At 61.6% G+C, this 15,333-nt stretch carries 30 protein-coding genes; all 30 read left to right on the plus strand.

Features of this window, described 5'->3' with window-relative positions; translation table 11 throughout:
• Positions 1-14: 14 nt before the first annotated feature.
• The 30 genes from tuf (at position 15) to rplQ (ending at position 15,295) form a co-directional block, all read left to right on the plus strand.
• Positions 15-1,205, plus strand: coding sequence for an elongation factor Tu (tuf, locus tag IPM73_00500; GenBank protein ID MBK8916575.1), 1,191 nt, complete (start codon positions 15-17; stop codon positions 1,203-1,205).
• Between the two features lie 59 nt (positions 1,206-1,264).
• Complete coding sequence (gene rpsJ, locus IPM73_00505; protein ID MBK8916576.1) at positions 1,265-1,576, plus strand: 30S ribosomal protein S10; 312 nt, start codon at positions 1,265-1,267, stop codon at positions 1,574-1,576.
• A 111-nt stretch (positions 1,577-1,687) separates the two neighbouring features.
• Positions 1,688-2,326: a 50S ribosomal protein L3 gene (rplC, locus tag IPM73_00510; protein ID MBK8916577.1), complete on the plus strand. Its 639-nt coding sequence runs from the start codon at positions 1,688-1,690 to the stop codon at positions 2,324-2,326.
• A gap of 9 nt (positions 2,327-2,335) precedes the next feature.
• Positions 2,336-2,959 (plus strand): 50S ribosomal protein L4, encoded by a 624-nt coding sequence (rplD, locus tag IPM73_00515; protein ID MBK8916578.1) that lies wholly within the window; start codon positions 2,336-2,338, stop codon positions 2,957-2,959.
• The gene (gene rplW / locus IPM73_00520; GenBank protein ID MBK8916579.1) at positions 2,956-3,270 is read left to right on the plus strand and encodes a 50S ribosomal protein L23; all 315 of its coding nucleotides are present in this window, start codon (positions 2,956-2,958) and stop codon (positions 3,268-3,270) included. The genes rplD and rplW overlap by 4 nt, the downstream gene beginning before the upstream one ends.
• A complete protein-coding gene (gene rplB, locus IPM73_00525) occupies positions 3,270-4,097 on the plus strand; it encodes a 50S ribosomal protein L2 (GenBank protein MBK8916580.1) in 828 nt (275 codons plus the stop codon). The genes rplW and rplB overlap by 1 nt, the downstream gene beginning before the upstream one ends.
• 10 nt (positions 4,098-4,107) lie before the next feature.
• Positions 4,108-4,383 carry a 30S ribosomal protein S19 gene (gene rpsS / locus IPM73_00530; protein ID MBK8916581.1) on the plus strand — a complete coding sequence of 92 codons (276 nt, stop codon included), beginning with the start codon at positions 4,108-4,110 and terminating at the stop codon, positions 4,381-4,383.
• Positions 4,384-4,392: 9 nt separating this feature from the next.
• Entirely contained in the window at positions 4,393-4,722 is a 330-nt protein-coding gene (gene rplV, locus IPM73_00535) for a 50S ribosomal protein L22 (GenBank protein ID MBK8916582.1), read from the plus strand.
• 9 nt (positions 4,723-4,731) lie between these two features.
• Entirely contained in the window at positions 4,732-5,541 is an 810-nt protein-coding gene (rpsC, locus tag IPM73_00540) for a 30S ribosomal protein S3 (GenBank protein MBK8916583.1), read from the plus strand.
• Positions 5,542-5,955, plus strand: a complete 414-nt coding sequence (rplP, locus tag IPM73_00545) for a 50S ribosomal protein L16 (protein MBK8916584.1) — start codon at positions 5,542-5,544, stop codon at positions 5,953-5,955. It begins immediately after the preceding gene.
• Positions 5,956-5,957: 2 nt separating this feature from the next.
• Entirely contained in the window at positions 5,958-6,152 is a 195-nt protein-coding gene (gene rpmC / locus IPM73_00550) for a 50S ribosomal protein L29 (protein MBK8916585.1), read from the plus strand.
• The gene (gene rpsQ / locus IPM73_00555; GenBank protein ID MBK8916586.1) at positions 6,149-6,415 is read left to right on the plus strand and encodes a 30S ribosomal protein S17; all 267 of its coding nucleotides are present in this window, start codon (positions 6,149-6,151) and stop codon (positions 6,413-6,415) included. The genes rpmC and rpsQ overlap by 4 nt, the downstream gene beginning before the upstream one ends.
• A 145-nt stretch (positions 6,416-6,560) precedes the next feature.
• A complete protein-coding gene (gene rplN, locus IPM73_00560; protein ID MBK8916587.1) occupies positions 6,561-6,929 on the plus strand; it encodes a 50S ribosomal protein L14 in 369 nt (122 codons plus the stop codon).
• A 10-nt stretch (positions 6,930-6,939) separates the two neighbouring features.
• On the plus strand, positions 6,940-7,257 hold the full coding sequence (gene rplX, locus IPM73_00565) for a 50S ribosomal protein L24 (GenBank protein ID MBK8916588.1): 318 nt from the start codon (positions 6,940-6,942) through the stop codon (positions 7,255-7,257).
• Between the two features lie 9 nt (positions 7,258-7,266).
• The gene (rplE, locus tag IPM73_00570; GenBank protein ID MBK8916589.1) at positions 7,267-7,806 is read left to right on the plus strand and encodes a 50S ribosomal protein L5; all 540 of its coding nucleotides are present in this window, start codon (positions 7,267-7,269) and stop codon (positions 7,804-7,806) included.
• A 7-nt stretch (positions 7,807-7,813) separates the two neighbouring features.
• Positions 7,814-8,119, plus strand: a complete 306-nt coding sequence (rpsN, locus tag IPM73_00575; protein MBK8916590.1) for a 30S ribosomal protein S14 — start codon at positions 7,814-7,816, stop codon at positions 8,117-8,119.
• A 12-nt stretch (positions 8,120-8,131) separates the two neighbouring features.
• On the plus strand, positions 8,132-8,527 hold the full coding sequence (rpsH, locus tag IPM73_00580) for a 30S ribosomal protein S8 (GenBank protein MBK8916591.1): 396 nt from the start codon (positions 8,132-8,134) through the stop codon (positions 8,525-8,527).
• A gap of 10 nt (positions 8,528-8,537) precedes the next feature.
• On the plus strand, positions 8,538-9,071 hold the full coding sequence (gene rplF / locus IPM73_00585) for a 50S ribosomal protein L6 (GenBank protein ID MBK8916592.1): 534 nt from the start codon (positions 8,538-8,540) through the stop codon (positions 9,069-9,071).
• Between the two features lie 9 nt (positions 9,072-9,080).
• Positions 9,081-9,437: a 50S ribosomal protein L18 gene (gene rplR / locus IPM73_00590; GenBank protein ID MBK8916593.1), complete on the plus strand. Its 357-nt coding sequence runs from the start codon at positions 9,081-9,083 to the stop codon at positions 9,435-9,437.
• Positions 9,438-9,463: 26 nt separating this feature from the next.
• Complete coding sequence (gene rpsE / locus IPM73_00595; protein ID MBK8916594.1) at positions 9,464-9,991, plus strand: 30S ribosomal protein S5; 528 nt, start codon at positions 9,464-9,466, stop codon at positions 9,989-9,991.
• A 3-nt stretch (positions 9,992-9,994) separates the two neighbouring features.
• On the plus strand, positions 9,995-10,177 hold the full coding sequence (gene rpmD, locus IPM73_00600; GenBank protein ID MBK8916595.1) for a 50S ribosomal protein L30: 183 nt from the start codon (positions 9,995-9,997) through the stop codon (positions 10,175-10,177).
• Between the two features lie 3 nt (positions 10,178-10,180).
• On the plus strand, positions 10,181-10,615 hold the full coding sequence (gene rplO / locus IPM73_00605) for a 50S ribosomal protein L15 (GenBank protein MBK8916596.1): 435 nt from the start codon (positions 10,181-10,183) through the stop codon (positions 10,613-10,615).
• Between the two features lie 23 nt (positions 10,616-10,638).
• Positions 10,639-11,961: a preprotein translocase subunit SecY gene (gene secY, locus IPM73_00610; protein ID MBK8916597.1), complete on the plus strand. Its 1,323-nt coding sequence runs from the start codon at positions 10,639-10,641 to the stop codon at positions 11,959-11,961.
• Positions 11,962-11,967: 6 nt separating this feature from the next.
• Positions 11,968-12,186 carry a translation initiation factor IF-1 gene (gene infA, locus IPM73_00615; GenBank protein ID MBK8916598.1) on the plus strand — a complete coding sequence of 73 codons (219 nt, stop codon included), beginning with the start codon at positions 11,968-11,970 and terminating at the stop codon, positions 12,184-12,186.
• 74 nt (positions 12,187-12,260) lie between these two features.
• On the plus strand, positions 12,261-12,374 hold the full coding sequence (rpmJ, locus tag IPM73_00620; GenBank protein MBK8916599.1) for a 50S ribosomal protein L36: 114 nt from the start codon (positions 12,261-12,263) through the stop codon (positions 12,372-12,374).
• A 53-nt stretch (positions 12,375-12,427) separates the two neighbouring features.
• Positions 12,428-12,790 (plus strand): 30S ribosomal protein S13, encoded by a 363-nt coding sequence (gene rpsM, locus IPM73_00625; protein MBK8916600.1) that lies wholly within the window; start codon positions 12,428-12,430, stop codon positions 12,788-12,790.
• Between the two features lie 12 nt (positions 12,791-12,802).
• Positions 12,803-13,192 carry a 30S ribosomal protein S11 gene (gene rpsK / locus IPM73_00630; GenBank protein ID MBK8916601.1) on the plus strand — a complete coding sequence of 130 codons (390 nt, stop codon included), beginning with the start codon at positions 12,803-12,805 and terminating at the stop codon, positions 13,190-13,192.
• Positions 13,193-13,204: 12 nt separating this feature from the next.
• Entirely contained in the window at positions 13,205-13,834 is a 630-nt protein-coding gene (rpsD, locus tag IPM73_00635) for a 30S ribosomal protein S4 (GenBank protein MBK8916602.1), read from the plus strand.
• 24 nt (positions 13,835-13,858) lie between these two features.
• A complete protein-coding gene (rpoA, locus tag IPM73_00640; protein MBK8916603.1) occupies positions 13,859-14,833 on the plus strand; it encodes a DNA-directed RNA polymerase subunit alpha in 975 nt (324 codons plus the stop codon).
• 57 nt (positions 14,834-14,890) lie between these two features.
• Positions 14,891-15,295, plus strand: a complete 405-nt coding sequence (gene rplQ / locus IPM73_00645) for a 50S ribosomal protein L17 (protein ID MBK8916604.1) — start codon at positions 14,891-14,893, stop codon at positions 15,293-15,295.
• Positions 15,296-15,333 lie beyond the last annotated feature (38 nt).

A 15,333-nucleotide genomic window follows, 5' to 3' on the forward strand; every position in this document is an offset into this window, starting at 1 on the left:
TTGGAGAACCGATAATGGCTAAGGAAAAATTCGAGCGTACGAAGCCGCACGTGAATGTGGGCACGATTGGCCACGTTGACCACGGCAAGACCACGTTGACGGCGGCGATCACCACGGTGCTGTGCGCCAAGTTTGGTGGCTCGGCCAAGAAGTACGATGAAATTGACGCGGCGCCGGAAGAAAAGGCTCGCGGCATCACCATCAACACCGCCCACGTCGAATACGAGACGGCCAACCGTCACTACGCCCACGTCGACTGCCCGGGCCACGCCGACTACGTCAAGAACATGATCACCGGAGCCGCCCAGATGGACGGCGCCATTCTGGTCTGCTCCGCTGCCGACGGCCCCATGCCCCAGACCCGCGAACACATCCTGCTCGCCCGTCAGGTGGGTGTGCCCTACGTTCTGGTGTTCATGAACAAGTGCGACATGGTCGACGACGCCGAGCTCCTTGAGCTCGTCGAAATGGAACTGCGTGAGCTGCTCTCCAAGTACGACTTCCCCGGAGACGACACCCCCATCATCCACGGTTCCGCCCTCAAGGCCCTGGAAGGCGACAAGTCGGAAATTGGCGAAGCCTCCATCCTGCGGCTGGCCGACGCCCTCGACTCCTACATTCCCACCCCCGAGCGCGCCATCGACCAGCCCTTCCTGATGCCTGTGGAAGACGTCTTCTCCATCTCCGGTCGCGGCACTGTCGTCACCGGCCGGGTTGAGCGCGGCATCATCAAGGTTGGCGAAGAAATCGAAATCGTCGGCATCCGCCCCACCGTCAAGACCATCTGCACCGGCGTCGAAATGTTCCGTAAGCTCCTCGACCAGGGTCAGGCCGGCGACAACATCGGCGCCCTGCTGCGGGGCACCAAGCGGGAAGACGTCGAGCGCGGCCAGGTGCTGTGCAAGCCGGGCTCCATCACCCCGCACACCCACTTCACGGGCGAGGTGTACATCCTCTCCAAGGACGAAGGCGGCCGCCACACCCCGTTCTTCAACGGCTACCGCCCCCAGTTCTACTTCCGCACGACGGACGTGACCGGCTCCATCGACCTGCCCTCGGGCGTCGAAATGGTCATGCCCGGCGACAACATCGCCATGACGGTCAAGCTCATCGCCCCCATCGCCATGGAAGAAGGCCTGCGCTTCGCCATCCGTGAAGGCGGTCGTACCGTCGGCGCCGGCGTCGTCGCAAAAATCGTCGAGTAATCGCTCTTTGTGCAACCCGGGGTGGAGGCAACTTCACTCCCCGCTCTTTGGAAATCACCATGCAAAACCAGAAAATCCGCATCCGTCTCAAGGCCTTCGACTATCGCTTGATCGATCAGTCCGCTCAGGAAATCGTCGAGACCGCCAAGCGCACCGGCGCTGTCGTCCGTGGCCCCGTGCCCCTGCCGACCCGCAAGCAGCGCTTCGATATCCTGCGCTCGCCCCACGTGAACAAGTCTTCCCGTGACCAGTTCGAAATTCGCACCCACCTGCGCCTGATGGACATCGTCGATCCCACCGACAAGACTGTGGATGCCCTGATGAAGCTCGACCTCCCCGCCGGCGTGGATGTCGAGATCAAGTTGCAGTAATTCCGCTTTTGAAGATATAATCGAAAGCTTTTCGGGGGTGGCCGGCGACGGTCGCCCATTCGTTGTCACACATCGGCCGGCCAATCGCAGCCGGCGATGAGGAGAATAACCATGAGTCTAGGCCTTGTCGGTCGCAAGGTCGGCATGACTCGCATCTTTGCCGAGGATGGCGCGTCCATCCCTGTGACGGTGCTTGACGTGTCGAACAACCGCGTGACCCAAGTCAAAACGCCGGAGATCGATGGCTACGCAGCCATTCAGGTCACCTTCGGCAAGCGCCGCGCCTCCCGTGTCACCAAGCCCGAAGCTGGCCACCTGGCCAAGGCAGGTGTGGAGGCCGGTCATGTGGCCCGTGAATTCCAGGTTTCTGCCGACCAGCTCGCCAGTTTCAAGGCGGGCGATCAGGTGGCCGTCACCATCTTCGCTGAAGGTCAGAAGGTCGATGTGACCGGTACCTCCATCGGTAAGGGCTTCCAGGGCGGCATCAAGCGCCACAACTTCAGCTCCAACCGCGCTTCCCACGGCAACTCGGTGTCGCACAATGCGCCGGGTTCCATCGGTATGGCTCAGGATCCGGGCCGCGTTTTCCCGGGCAAGCGCATGGCTGGCCACCTCGGGGCCGTGCAGTCCACCATGCAGAGCCTGACGGTGGTGCGCGTGGATGCCGAGCGCCAGTTGCTCCTGGTCAAGGGTGCCGTTCCGGGCGCCAAGGGTTCCGACGTCGTCGTGCGTCCGGCAGTCAAGGCTTAAGGGGGCGACATGGAACTCAAGGTCATCAACGATCAGGGCCAGGAATCGGCGAAGCTCGAAGCTTCCGACGTTCTGTTCGGCCGTGAATTCAACGAAGCGCTCGTTCATCAGGTGGTTACCGCCTACCAGGCCAACGCCCGGGCCGGCAATCGCCAGCAGAAGGACCGCTCCGAAGTCCGTCATACCACCACCAAGCCGTGGCGCCAGAAGGGTACGGGCCGTGCCCGCGCCGGCAGCAACGGCAGCCCGCTATGGCGCGGGGGTGGTCGCATCTTCCCGAATTCTCCGGAAGAAAATTTCAGCCAGAAGGTCAATAAGAAGATGTTCCGCGCCGGTATGGCTGCGATCCTCTCCGAGTTGAACCGTCAGGAGCGTCTGGTCGTCGTCGACACCCTCGCGGTCGATGCCCCCAAGACCAAGCTCTTCGCCGAGAAGCTGAAGAACATGGGGCTCGATCAGAATCTGCTGGTGATCACCGGTGATTTGACCGAGAACCTCTACCTGTCGTCGCGCAACCTGCCCAACGTCCTCGTGCTCGAAGCCCAGGAGGCCGATCCGGTTTCCCTGGTGCGCTTCCCCAAGGTGCTGGTGACCAAGGATGCCGTGGCCAAGTTCGAGGAGATGTGGGCATGAGCGCCAATCTGAACCAGGAACGTCTGCTGCAGGTGCTGCTGGCGCCGCAGATCTCCGAGAAGGCCACCTTCATCGCCGACAAGAACGAGCAGGTGATCTTCCGCGTGGCCTCCGACGCCACCAAGCCGGAGATCAAGGCCGCGGTCGAACTGCTCTTCAAGGTCGAGGTCGAGTCCGTGCAGGTCGCCAACGTCAAGGGGAAGGTCAAGCGCTTCAAAGGCGTGACCGGCCGTCGCAAAGGCTGGAAGAAGGCTTATGTCAGCCTGAAGCCCGGCCAGGAAATCAATTTCGTCGAGGGGGGTAACGCATAATGGCTCTCGTCAAAGTCAAGCCCACCTCTCCGGGGCGCCGCGCCGTCGTCCAGGTCGTCAACGCCGATCTGCACAAGGGCAAGCCCTACGCTCCCCTGCTCGAAGCGCAATCCAAGAAGGCCGGTCGCAACCACAACGGTCACATCACCGTTCGCCATCAGGGCGGTGGACACAAGCAGGCCTACCGGGTGATCGACTTCAAGCGCAACAAGGACGGCATCCCGGGCGCGGTCGAGCGTCTGGAATACGACCCCAACCGCACCGCCAATATCGCCCTGGTCTGCTATGCCGACGGCGAGCGCCGTTACATCATTGCCAACAAGGGCATGGTGGTCGGTCAGCAGGTGGTGTCCGGTTCCGAAGCGCCGATCAAACCGGGCAATGCCCTCCCCATCCGCAATATTCCCGTGGGTACCACCATCTGCTGCGTCGAGATGTTGCCCGGCAAGGGCGCCCAGCTCGCCCGGTCTGCCGGTACTTCGGTTCAGTTGCTGGCTCGCGAAGGCACCTACGCTCAGATCCGTCTGCGTTCCGGTGAAGTGCGTCGGGTGCATGTCGAGTGCCGCGCCACCATCGGTGAAGTGGGCAACGAAGAGAACAACCTGAGGAAAATCGGCAAGGCGGGTGCCCAGCGCTGGCGTGGCATTCGTCCGACGGTTCGCGGCGTGGCCATGAACCCGATCGACCACCCCCACGGCGGCGGCGAAGGCCGTACCGGTGAGGGCCGCGTGCCGGTCAACCCGTGGGGTCAGCCCACCAAGGGTTACCGCACCCGCAAGAACAAGCGCACGAACAGCATGATCGTTCAGCGCCGTCATAAGCGTTAAGGGGTAGGAAATGGGACGTTCTCTCAAAAAGGGCCCGTTTGTTGATGCGTACCTGGTCGACAAGGTCGAAGCCGCTCGCGCCACCAACGACAAGCGCCCGATCAAGACCTGGTCGCGTCGCTCTACGATCCTCCCCGAGTTCATCGGCCTGACGATCGCGGTTCACAACGGCAAGCAGCATATTCCGGTGTTCGTCACCGAGAACATGGTGGGCCACAAGCTCGGCGAGTTCTCGCTGACCCGGACGTTCAAGGGTCACACCGCCGGCAAGAAAGCCAAGAAGTAAGGAGCTGACATGGAAACTCGTGCAAGTCTGCGAGGCGTACGCCTCTCTGCGCAGAAGGGTCGCCTGGTGGCGGATCTGGTACGCGGCAAGCCGGTCGGTCAGGCCCTCAACATCCTGGCCTTCTGCCCCCAGAAGGGTGCTGGCATCGTCAAGAAAGTGCTGGAGTCGGCCATCGCCAACGCCGAGCACAACGATGGCGCCGATATCGACGAACTGACGGTAAAGACCATCTACGTCGAAAAAGGCATGGTGCTGAGGCGCTTCACCGCACGCGCCAAGGGTCGTGGCAATCGGATCATCAAGCCGACCTGCCACATTTATCTGACCGTTGGTAACTGAGGAAGAGCCATGGGACAGAAAATTCATCCGACGGGCTTCCGTCTGGCCGTCACCAAAAACTGGAGTTCCCGCTGGTACGCCAACAGCAAGGACTTCCCCGGCATGCTCAACGAGGACACCAAGGTTCGTGAGTACCTGAAGCGCAAGCTCGCTCACGCATCCGTGGGTCGCGTGCTCATCGAACGTCCGGCCAAGAATGCCCGCGTCACCGTGTACTCCGCCCGTCCGGGTGTGGTCATCGGCAAGAAGGGCGAGGACATCGAAGCGCTGCGCAGCGATCTGCAGCGCATCATGGGTGTCCCCGTCCATGTGTCCATCGAGGAAATCCGCAAGCCCGAGCTCGACGCTCAGCTCATCGCCGACTCCATCGCTCAGCAGCTCGAAAAGCGCATCATGTTCCGCCGCGCCATGAAGCGTGCCATGCAGAACGCCATGCGTCTCGGCGCTCAGGGCATCAAGGTCATGAGCGCGGGCCGGCTGAACGGTGCTGAAATCGCGCGCAGCGAGTGGTATCGCGAAGGCCGCGTGCCTCTGCATACCCTGCGTGCCGATATCGACTACGCCGTTTCGGAAGCGCTGACCACCTACGGCATCATCGGTATCAAGGTCTGGGTCTACAAGGGCGAGATGCTGGGCCGCAATGAGCAGCCGGAAGTGAGCGAACCCTCCGCGTCCCCCGAGGACAAGAAGCCGCGCCGTGCGCCGGCTCGGCCGGGTCCCGAAGGCGACAAGCCCCGCACCCGTACGGTCAAGAAGGCCGAAGGCGGCGAGGGCGACGCCAAGGCACCGGCCAAGCGTGTCAGAAAGGCAGGTGCCTAAATGCTGCAACCGAATCGTCGCAAGTACCGCAAGGAGCACAAGGGCCGCAACGAGGGTCTGGCGACCCGCGGCACCAAGGTGTCCTTCGGTGAGTGGGGTCTCAAGGCCACCGGCCGTGGTCGTCTGACGGCCCGTCAGATTGAAGCGGCTCGTCGTGCCATGACCCGTCATATCAAGCGGGGCGGTCGTATCTGGATCCGTATCTTCCCGGACAAGCCCATTTCCAAGAAGCCCGCCGAAGTCCGTATGGGTAACGGCAAGGGCAACCCGGAGTATTGGGTCGCTGAAATTCAACCCGGCAAGGTGCTGTACGAAATGGATGGTGTCGACGAGGCCCTGGCTCGCGAGGCCTTTGCCCTGGCTGCCGCCAAGCTGCCCATTTCCACCGCCTTCGTCACCCGCCATCTGGGGTAATCATGAAAGCTAGCGAACTGAGAACCAAGAGCGTGGACGAGCTCAACAAGGAGCTGCTGGATCTTCTGAAGGCCCAATTTGGCCTGCGCATGCAGGTGGCCACCCAGCAGTTGTCCAATACCAGCCAACTGGGCAAGGTCCGGCGCGATATCGCCCGGGTCCGTACCCTGATCCGTGAAAAGGCAGTCCAGCAATGAGCGAAACCATCAGCATCAAGCGTACGCTGATCGGCCGTGTGGTCAGCGACAAGATGGACAAGACCGTCACCGTTCTGATCGAGCGCAAGGTCAAGCACCCCATGTACGGCAAGGTCATGGTCCGGTCCAAGAAGTATCACGCGCACAACGACGGCAACAGCGCCAAGGCCGGCGATCTGGTTCAGATCGAGGAAACCCGTCCGGTTTCCAAGACCAAGGCCTGGCGCGTCACCAGCGTCCTGGAGAAGGCGGTCATCGTCTGATCTACAGCGCTTGCGCACAATGAAAGAGGCCGGTATAATCCGGCTTCTTTTTTCCTCGCGTCGCGACCGTGACCGGGGAAAACCTTCAACCCGTACGGGTTCCAAGACTGACCGCAGTTTGCGGGACAAGTTGGAGTTAATTTAAATGATTCAGATGCAGACGATTCTGGACGTCGCCGACAACACGGGCGCGCGTTCGGTGATGTGTATCAAGGTGCTCGGCGGCTCCAAGCGCCGCTACGCCGGCATCGGCGACATCATCAAGGTGAGCATCAAGGACGCAGCACCGCGCGGTCGCGTGAAGAAGGGCGACGTCTACAGCGCCGTGGTCGTTCGTACCGCCAAAGGGGTTCGTCGCCCCGACGGTTCCTTGGTTCGCTTCGATGGCAACGCCGCCGTTCTCCTCAACAACAAGCTGGAGCCCATCGGCACCCGCATCTTCGGGCCTGTGACGCGTGAACTGCGTACCGAGCGTTTCATGAAGATCGTGTCCCTGGCCCCGGAAGTGCTGTAAGGAGCGGATGATGGAAAAGATCAGAAAGGGAGACGACGTCGTCGTCACCACCGGCAAGGACAAGGGCAAGCGCGGCACCGTGCTGACTCGGGTCGATGCCGAGCATGTCGTGGTCGAAGGCGTCAATCGCGCCAAGAAGCACGTCAAGCCGAACCCCATGAAGGGTGTTGCCGGCGGCATCGTCGACAAGGACATGCCGATCCATATCTCCAACGTCGCCCTCTACAACCCGGCGAGCAAGAAGGCCGATCGCGTCGGCTTCAAGCTGCTGGAGGACGGCCGCAAGATTCGCGTGTTCAAGTCGAACGGCGAACCGGTGAACGCTTAAGGAGCAGTCATGGCGCGTTTGCAACAGTTTTACAAGGACTCCGTCGTCGGCGAGTTGACCAAGAAGTTTGGCTACAAGTCCGTCATGCAGGTCCCCCGCATTACAAAGATCACGCTCAACATGGGCGTCGGAGAAGCCGTGGCCGACAAGAAGGTGCTTGAGAATGCCGTCGGCGACATGCAGAAGATCGCCGGCCAGAAGCCCGTGACCACCAAGGCCCGCAAGTCCATCGCCGGCTTCAAGATTCGTGACGGCTACCCCATCGGCTGCATGCTCACCCTGCGCGGTCCGCGCATGTTCGAGTTCCTCGATCGCTTGGTCACCGTGGCCCTCCCCCGTGTCCGCGACTTCCGCGGCATCTCCGGCAAGGGTTTCGACGGCCAGGGGAATTACAACATGGGCGTCAAGGAACAGATCATCTTCCCGGAAATCGAGTACGACAAGATCGATGCCCTCCGGGGGATGAACATCAGCATCACCACTACCGCGAAGACCGACGCAGAAGCCAAGGCCCTGCTCGCCGCCTTCAAGTTCCCGTTCAAGAATTGAGGCAATCATGGCAAAACTTGCTCTGATCAACCGTGAAGAGAAGCGCCGCAAGATGGTGGCTCAGTACGCCAAGAAGCGTGCCGCCCTTGAAGCGATCATCAACAACGCGAGCCTCTCGGAAGCCGAGCGCTATGAAGCACGTCTGAAGTTGCAGGCCATGCCCCGCAATTCCAGCCCCTCGCGTCTGCGCAATCGCTGCCAGCTGACCGGACGCCCGCGGGGTGTGTTCCGCAAATTCGGCCTGTGCCGCAACAAGATCCGCGAACTTGCCTTCAGTGGCGAGATTCCCGGTGTCGTCAAGGCCAGCTGGTAAGGAGATACAGAAATGGCTATGAGCGATCCCATCGCGGACATGCTGACCCGCATCCGTAACGCCCAGCTCGCCGAAAAGGCGTCTGTGTCCATGCCTTCGTCCAAGCTCAAGGTGGCCATCGCCGCCGTGCTGAAGGACGAGGGTTACGTCGACGATTTTGCTGTCCGTCAGGCCGAAGGCAAGGCTACCCTCGACATCGCGCTCAAGTATTACGCCGGCCGTCCGGTGATCGAGCGCATCGAGCGTGTCTCCAAGCCCGGCCTGCGCATCTACAAGGGCTGCGACGACATTCCCCGCGTCATGAACGGTCTCGGTGTGGCCATCGTGTCCACGCCCAAGGGTGTCATGACCGACCGCAAGGCCCGCGCCAGCAAGGTTGGCGGCGAAGTCCTCTGCATCGTCGCCTAAGGGAGGAACCATGTCTCGTATCGGCAAGAATCCCATCACCCTGCCCGCTGGCGTCGAAGTCAAGGTGGCCGATGGCGCCATCACCGTCAAGGGTCCCCTGGGCACCCTGACCGCCGCAGCCCACCCCTCCGTCACGGTCAGCCTCGAAGGTCAGAGCCTCTCCGTGAGCAAGGTCGAAGGCGCGGCCAATGCGTCGGCCATGTGGGGAACCATGCGTGCCAATCTCAACAACATGGTGACCGGCGTCTCCAAGGGCTTCGAGAAGAAGCTGCAACTGGTTGGCGTGGGTTACCGGGCCCAGGCCCAGGGGGATACCCTGAACCTGTCCCTCGGTTTTTCGCATCCGGTGGCCCACAAGATGCCAGCCGGCGTGAAGGTCGAATGTCCCACCCAGACCGAAATCCTCATCAAGGGATTCGACAAGCAGCGAGTGGGGCAGGTCGCCGCCGAAGTCCGTGCGTATCGCAAGCCCGAGCCCTACAAGGGCAAGGGCGTCCGTTACGCGGACGAAGTGGTGGTTATCAAGGAAACCAAGAAGAAGTAAGGGTGGCTCATGTTTAACAAGAACCAAGCGCGTCTGCGCCGTGCCCGCAAAACCCGGGCCAAAATCGCCGAGCTCAAGGCTGTGCGCTTGTGCGTTAATCGCACCAACCTGCACATCTACGCCCAGATCATTTCCCCCTGCGGCGGCAAGGTGCTCGCTTCGGCCTCCACGCTGGACAAGGGTGTGCGGGGTGATGTCCCCAACGGGGGCAACAAGGCCGCGGCGGCGGTCGTCGGCAAGCTCATTGCCGAGCGCGCCAAGGCAGCAGGTATCGAGCAGGTGGCCTTCGATCGTTCCGGCCTCCAGTACCACGGTCGCGTCAAGGCCCTCGCCGAAGCGGCCCGCGAAGCCGGACTGAAGTTCTGAGCGGCGGCGAAAGGAAAGGTTAAGAAATGGCTAAACCTGAAAGAAACAAGAAGCCCCAGCAGGCTGAAGAGCGCGACGACGGTCTGCGCGAAAAGATGGTCGCGGTCAACCGCGTCACCAAGGTGGTCAAGGGCGGCCGTATCCTCGGTTTCGCGGCACTGACCGTGGTTGGCGATGGCGATGGCGGCATTGGCATGGGCAAGGGCAAGTCCCGCGAAGTGCCCGTGGCGGTGCAAAAGGCCATGGACGAAGCGCGTCGCAAGATGGGCAAGGTCAATCTGAAGAGCGGTACGGTCCATCACACCGTGATGGGCCGCCACGGGGCCACCACCGTGATGATCCAGCCTGCGCCCGACGGCACCGGCATCATCGCCGGGGGGGCCATGCGCGCCGTCTTCGAAGTGGTCGGCGTCACCAACGTGGTGGCCAAGGCCCACGGTTCGACCAATCCCTACAACATCGTGCGCGCCACCATCGACGGACTGTCGAAGGTCAGCACGCCGGCCGAGATTGCCGCCAAGCGGGGCAAGTCGGTCGAACAGATCCTGGGGTAAGCCATGGCTGACAAGAAGATCAAAGTGACGCTCGTCAAGAGCATCATCGGCACCAAGCAGGACCACCGCGCCACCGTGCGCGGACTGGGGCTGCGCAAGCTGAACAGTTCCGCTGAACTGCTGGATACGCCTGCCGTGCGCGGCATGATCCACAAGGTTCAGTACCTGGTGAAGGTCGAGGGTTAAGCCATGCGTCTCAATACCATCAAACCCGGCGAAGGCTCCAAGCACGCCGCCAAGCGCGTCGGTCGCGGCATCGGTTCCGGCCTGGGCAAGACCGCCGGCCGGGGTCACAAGGGTCAGAAGTCCCGTTCCGGCGGTTTCCACAAAGTGGGCTTCGAGGGCGGTCAGATGCCCCTGCAGCGCCGCCTGCCCAAGCGGGGCTTCAACTCGCTCACCCGTGCGCGCAACTACGAAGTCCGCCTCTCCGAACTGGAGAAGCTGCCGGTTGAGGAAGTCGATCTGCTGGCGCTGCAAGTGGCAGGGGTCGTTCCTTCCGACGCGCTGTCGGCCAAGGTCATCCTGTCCGGCAAGCTGAGCCGCAAGGTCCAGTTGAAGGGCGTTGGCGCCACCAAGGGCGCCAAGGCTGCCATCGAGGCGGCTGGCGGCTCCGTGGCCGCCTGAGGACAGGAACAAGGACAAACGTCTTGGCGGCCAATCCCAACACCATCGGCAAGGGCGGCAAGTTCGGCGATCTGAAGCGCCGGCTGTGGTTCCTTCTGGGGGCGCTGATCGTCTATCGCATCGGCGCTCACATTCCCGTGCCGGGGATTGACCCCAAGGTGCTTTCCGACCTGTTCAACACCCAGCAGGGCGGCATCCTGGGCATGTTCAACATGTTCTCCGGAGGCGCGCTTTCCCGCTTCACCCTCTTCGCCTTGGGCATCATGCCCTACATTTCGGCGTCGATCATCATGCAGTTGATGAGCGTCGCCAGTCCGCAGCTCGAAGCCCTCAAGAAAGAGGGTGAGGCCGGAAGGCGCAAGATCACCCAATACACCCGTTACGGGACTTTGGGCCTGGCCCTCTTTCAGGGCTTGGGCATTGCGGTAGCCCTTGAAGCGCAACCGGGGCTGGTGCTCGACCCGGGCTTCATGTTCCGCTTGACCACCGTCACCACGCTGGTGACGGGCACCATGTTCCTCATGTGGCTGGGCGAGCAGATCACAGAGCGTGGTTTGGGCAACGGTATCTCGATCATCATTTTTGCGGGCATCGCGGCGGGTTTGCCAAATGCCATCGGTGGGCTGCTGGAACTGGTCCGTACCGGGGCGATGCATCCGCTCACGGCTCTGGTGATCTGCATTCTGGTCGTCCTCGTCACCGCCTTCGTGGTCTTTGTCGAACGCGGTCAGCGCAAGATTCTCGTCAACTACGCCAAGCGTCAGGTGGGCAACAAGATCTACGGTGGGCAGAGCTCACACCTGCCCCTCAAGCTCAACATGTCCGGGGTCATCCCGCCCATTTTCGCTTCGTCCATCATCCTCTTCCCCGCCACACTTGCCGGTTGGTTCGGTTCCGGCGAGACCATGCGCTGGCTGAAGGATCTGGCGGGCGCGCTTTCTCCAGGGCAGCCGATCTACGTCATGCTCTACGCTGCCGCCATCGTCTTTTTCTGCTTCTTCTACACGGCCCTGGTTTTCAATTCCAAGGAAACTGCCGACAACCTGAAGAAGAGTGGCGCCTTCGTTCCCGGCATTCGTCCCGGTGAGCAGACCGCGCGCTACATCGACAAGATTCTCATGCGTCTCACCCTGGTCGGCGCGGCCTACATCACCATTGTTTGCCTGCTGCCGGAATTCCTCATTCTCAAGTGGAATGTCCCGTTCTATTTCGGCGGCACTTCGCTGCTCATCATTGTGGTTGTCACCATGGATTTCATGTCCCAGGTCCAGGCCTACGTGATGTCCCACCAATACGAAAGCCTGCTGAAGAAAGCCAATTTCAAGGGCGCGCCGCTCATCAAGTAATCAGGTATGGCCAAGGAAGACCTCATCGAGATGCAAGGGGAGGTGGTTGAGAACCTCCCCAACGCGACCTTCAAGGTGAAGCTGGAAAACGGCCACATCGTCCATGCCTTCATTTCAGGGAAGATGCGCATGCACTACATCCGCATCCTGCCGGGCGACAAGGTGACCGTGCAGCTGACCCCCTACGACTTATCCAAGGCCCGGATCACCTTCCGGGCCAAGTAAAGAATCTCTACGCAACAAACCGCGGGGCAAGGAATCACGGCTGCTTCCAAGCTTTCGCAGACGAGGAGTTAACCATGAAAGTTCAACCTTCAGTGAAGCGCATTTGCCGCAACTGCAAAGTCATCCGTCGCAAGGGCGTCGTGCGCATCATTTGCAAGGACCCGCGTCATAAGCAGCGCCAGGGCTGATTGCCCGGGACGTGTCCTGAGTTTGTCAATTTTAGAAATATTGGAGTGATTCGATGGCCCGTATCGCAGGGGTAAACATTCCGAACCATCAGCATGCCGAAATCGCCCTGACGGCGATCTACGGTATCGGCCGTACGCGCGCGCAGAAGATCTGCGACGCCGCCGGTATCGTGCGCACCACCAAGATGAAGGATCTGTCGGATTCCGACATGGACCGTCTGCGGGAGGAAGTCGGCAAGTTCACCGTCGAAGGCGATCTGCGCCGCGAGGTCACCATGAGCATCAAGCGCCTCATGGACCTGGGCTGCTATCGGGGCATGCGTCACCGCAAGGGCCTGCCCTGCCGCGGTCAGCGCACCCGCACCAACGCCCGCACCCGCAAGGGTCCGCGCAAAGCCATCGCCGGCAAGAAGTAACAGGGAAAGAAAATGGCAAAGACTGCAACCAAGGTTCGCAAGAAGGTCAAGAAGAACGTGGCCGAGGGCATCGCCCACATCCACGCTTCCTTCAACAACACCATCATCACCATCACCGATCGCCAGGGCAATGCCTTGTCCTGGGCGACTTCCGGCGGTGCCGGCTTCCGGGGATCCCGCAAGTCCACGCCCTTCGCGGCCCAGGTGGCTGCCGAAGCGGCGGGCAAGGCGGCCCAGGAGTGCGGCGTCAAGAATCTGGAAGTCCGTATCAAGGGCCCCGGTCCCGGCCGCGAGTCTTCCGTCCGCGCCCTCAACGCGCTGGGTCTGAAGATCACCGCCATTTCCGATGTCACGCCGGTGCCCCACAACGGCTGTCGCCCGCCCAAAAAGCGCCGCATTTAAGGAGAAAGACAAGTGGCTCGCAATCTCGATCCCAAATGCCGTCAATGCCGCCGTGAAGGCGAGAAGCTCTTCCTCAAGGGCGAAAAGTGCTTCACGGACAAGTGCGCCATCGAGCGCCGTTCCTACGCTCCCGGTCAGCACGGTCAGAAGTCCGGCGCCCGCCTCTCCGATTACGGCGTCCATCTGCGTGCCAAGCAGAAGATTCGCCGGGTCTATGGCGTCCTCGAAGGGCAGTTCCGCAAGACCTTCGCCGACGCCGAGCGCAAGAAAGGCCAGACCGGCGAAAACCTGCTCCAGTTGCTCGAATCCCGTCTGGACTCCGTTGCCTACCGCATGGGCTTCGGCGCTTCCCGCGCCGAATCGCGCCAAGTGGTGCGTCACAATGGTGTTCTGGTCAATGGCAAGCGCGTCAATATCCCGTCGTATCAGGTCAAGCCGGGTGACGTCGTGCAATTGACCGACCGCGCCCGGGGTTCGCTGCGCGTCAAGGCCGCCCTCGAAGCCGCTGATTCCCGGGGTTTCCCCGAGTGGCTGGCGGTGGATGTGAAGGAAGGCAAGGGCACGTTCAAGGCACTGCCGCAGCGCTCCGAGCTGCCGGCTACCCTGAACGAAGGCCTGGTCATCGAACTTTATTCGAAGTAACACTCCCGCACAGGAACCCCCCTCATGCAAAGCAGTGGACTTCTGAAGCCCCGTATCATCGACGTGCAGAGCGTCTCGCCGGTGCAAGCCAAGGTGGTCATGGAACCGTTCGAACGCGGTTTCGGGCATACCCTGGGCAACGCCCTGCGCCGCATCCTTCTCTCTTCCATGCCCGGCTTCGCGCCGACGGAAGTCACCATCGACGGCGTGCTCCACGAGTACTCCACCGTCGATGGCGTGCAGGAAGATGTGGTGGACATTCTGTTGAATCTCAAGGGCATCGTCTTCAAACTTCACAACCGGGAAGTGGTCACCCTCTCCCTGAACAAGGAAGGTGAAGGCGCCGTCCGGGCCGGTGATATCGAGCTGCCCCACGATGTCGAAATCATCAACCCCGAGCACGTCATCGCTCACCTCTCTCCGGGGGGCAAGCTCTCCATGGAGGTCAAGGTCGAGCGGGGTCGGGGTTACGTACCCGGCAACGTGCGCAACCTGGGGGACTCCAAGACCATCGGCAAGCTGGTCCTGGACGCGTCCTTCAGTCCGATTCGCCGTGTCGCCTACAACGTCGAAAGCGCCCGCGTCGAGCAGCGCACCGACCTGGACAAGCTGGTGGTCGATATCGAGACCAACGGCGTCGTCGAGCCGGAAGAAGCCATTCGCTACGCCGCCCGCGTGCTGATGGAACAGCTTTCCGTCTTCGCCGATCTGGAAGGGACAGCCCCCGCCATCGAGGCTTCCAAGCCCGTTCAGGTGGATCCGGTCCTCCTGCGCCCGGTGGACGACCTCGAGCTGACGGTTCGCTCCGCCAATTGCCTCAAGGCCGAGAACATCTACTACATCGGCGATCTTATCCAGCGCACCGAGAACGAGTTGCTCAAGACCCCCAACCTGGGTCGCAAGTCGCTCAACGAAATCAAGGAAGTGCTGGCTGCCCGTGGTTTGACCCTGGGCATGAAACTCGAGAACTGGCCGCCCGCCGGTCTGGAAAAGGCCTAAGGCCTTTTTCGACCGCGGCAGTCAAGGGACGCCTGCAGAATATAGAAAGGATTAACCATGCGTCACCGTTTGGGACTTCGCAAACTCAACCGTACCAGCAGTCATCGCCTGGCGATGCTGCGCAACATGACCGTTTCGCTGCTGCGTCACGAAGCGATCAAGACCACCGTGCCCAAGGCCAAGGAATTGCGCCGCGTCGTGGAGCCGATGATCACACTGGGCAAGACCCCGACCCTCGCCAACAAGCGTCTGGCCTTCGATCGGCTGCGTGATCGCGATATCGTGGTCAAACTCTTCGCCGAGATCGGGCCGCGCTACGCCACCCGTCCGGGCGGTTACCTGCGCATCCTGAAGTGCGGATTCCGCGTGGGCGACAATGCGCCCATGGCTTTCGTCGAACTGGTGGATCGTCCCGAGCCCACCGAGCCGGTGGAAGTCGCCGACGAGCAAGCCGCTGCCTGATCGGGTCAGCGCACAAAAAAAGGCCGGGAAATCCCGGC

Source organism: Betaproteobacteria bacterium, from assembly GCA_016720065.1.
Taxonomy (GTDB): domain Bacteria; phylum Pseudomonadota; class Gammaproteobacteria; order Burkholderiales; family Rhodocyclaceae; genus SSSZ01.

Coding starts and splice junctions, on each gene's coding strand:
- tuf (MBK8916575.1), top strand. CDS start 15: ATGGCTAAGGAAAAATTCGAGCGTACGAAGCCGCACGTGAATGTGGGC.
- rpsJ (MBK8916576.1), top strand. CDS start 1,265: ATGCAAAACCAGAAAATCCGCATCCGTCTCAAGGCCTTCGACTATCGC.
- rplC (MBK8916577.1), top strand. CDS start 1,688: ATGAGTCTAGGCCTTGTCGGTCGCAAGGTCGGCATGACTCGCATCTTT.
- rplD (MBK8916578.1), top strand. CDS start 2,336: ATGGAACTCAAGGTCATCAACGATCAGGGCCAGGAATCGGCGAAGCTC.
- rplW (MBK8916579.1), top strand. CDS start 2,956: ATGAGCGCCAATCTGAACCAGGAACGTCTGCTGCAGGTGCTGCTGGCG.
- rplB (MBK8916580.1), top strand. CDS start 3,270: ATGGCTCTCGTCAAAGTCAAGCCCACCTCTCCGGGGCGCCGCGCCGTC.
- rpsS (MBK8916581.1), top strand. CDS start 4,108: ATGGGACGTTCTCTCAAAAAGGGCCCGTTTGTTGATGCGTACCTGGTC.
- rplV (MBK8916582.1), top strand. CDS start 4,393: ATGGAAACTCGTGCAAGTCTGCGAGGCGTACGCCTCTCTGCGCAGAAG.
- rpsC (MBK8916583.1), top strand. CDS start 4,732: ATGGGACAGAAAATTCATCCGACGGGCTTCCGTCTGGCCGTCACCAAA.
- rplP (MBK8916584.1), top strand. CDS start 5,542: ATGCTGCAACCGAATCGTCGCAAGTACCGCAAGGAGCACAAGGGCCGC.
- rpmC (MBK8916585.1), top strand. CDS start 5,958: ATGAAAGCTAGCGAACTGAGAACCAAGAGCGTGGACGAGCTCAACAAG.
- rpsQ (MBK8916586.1), top strand. CDS start 6,149: ATGAGCGAAACCATCAGCATCAAGCGTACGCTGATCGGCCGTGTGGTC.
- rplN (MBK8916587.1), top strand. CDS start 6,561: ATGATTCAGATGCAGACGATTCTGGACGTCGCCGACAACACGGGCGCG.
- rplX (MBK8916588.1), top strand. CDS start 6,940: ATGGAAAAGATCAGAAAGGGAGACGACGTCGTCGTCACCACCGGCAAG.
- rplE (MBK8916589.1), top strand. CDS start 7,267: ATGGCGCGTTTGCAACAGTTTTACAAGGACTCCGTCGTCGGCGAGTTG.
- rpsN (MBK8916590.1), top strand. CDS start 7,814: ATGGCAAAACTTGCTCTGATCAACCGTGAAGAGAAGCGCCGCAAGATG.
- rpsH (MBK8916591.1), top strand. CDS start 8,132: ATGGCTATGAGCGATCCCATCGCGGACATGCTGACCCGCATCCGTAAC.
- rplF (MBK8916592.1), top strand. CDS start 8,538: ATGTCTCGTATCGGCAAGAATCCCATCACCCTGCCCGCTGGCGTCGAA.
- rplR (MBK8916593.1), top strand. CDS start 9,081: ATGTTTAACAAGAACCAAGCGCGTCTGCGCCGTGCCCGCAAAACCCGG.
- rpsE (MBK8916594.1), top strand. CDS start 9,464: ATGGCTAAACCTGAAAGAAACAAGAAGCCCCAGCAGGCTGAAGAGCGC.
- rpmD (MBK8916595.1), top strand. CDS start 9,995: ATGGCTGACAAGAAGATCAAAGTGACGCTCGTCAAGAGCATCATCGGC.
- rplO (MBK8916596.1), top strand. CDS start 10,181: ATGCGTCTCAATACCATCAAACCCGGCGAAGGCTCCAAGCACGCCGCC.
- infA (MBK8916598.1), top strand. CDS start 11,968: ATGGCCAAGGAAGACCTCATCGAGATGCAAGGGGAGGTGGTTGAGAAC.
- rpmJ (MBK8916599.1), top strand. CDS start 12,261: ATGAAAGTTCAACCTTCAGTGAAGCGCATTTGCCGCAACTGCAAAGTC.
- rpsM (MBK8916600.1), top strand. CDS start 12,428: ATGGCCCGTATCGCAGGGGTAAACATTCCGAACCATCAGCATGCCGAA.
- rpsK (MBK8916601.1), top strand. CDS start 12,803: ATGGCAAAGACTGCAACCAAGGTTCGCAAGAAGGTCAAGAAGAACGTG.
- rpoA (MBK8916603.1), top strand. CDS start 13,859: ATGCAAAGCAGTGGACTTCTGAAGCCCCGTATCATCGACGTGCAGAGC.
- rplQ (MBK8916604.1), top strand. CDS start 14,891: ATGCGTCACCGTTTGGGACTTCGCAAACTCAACCGTACCAGCAGTCAT.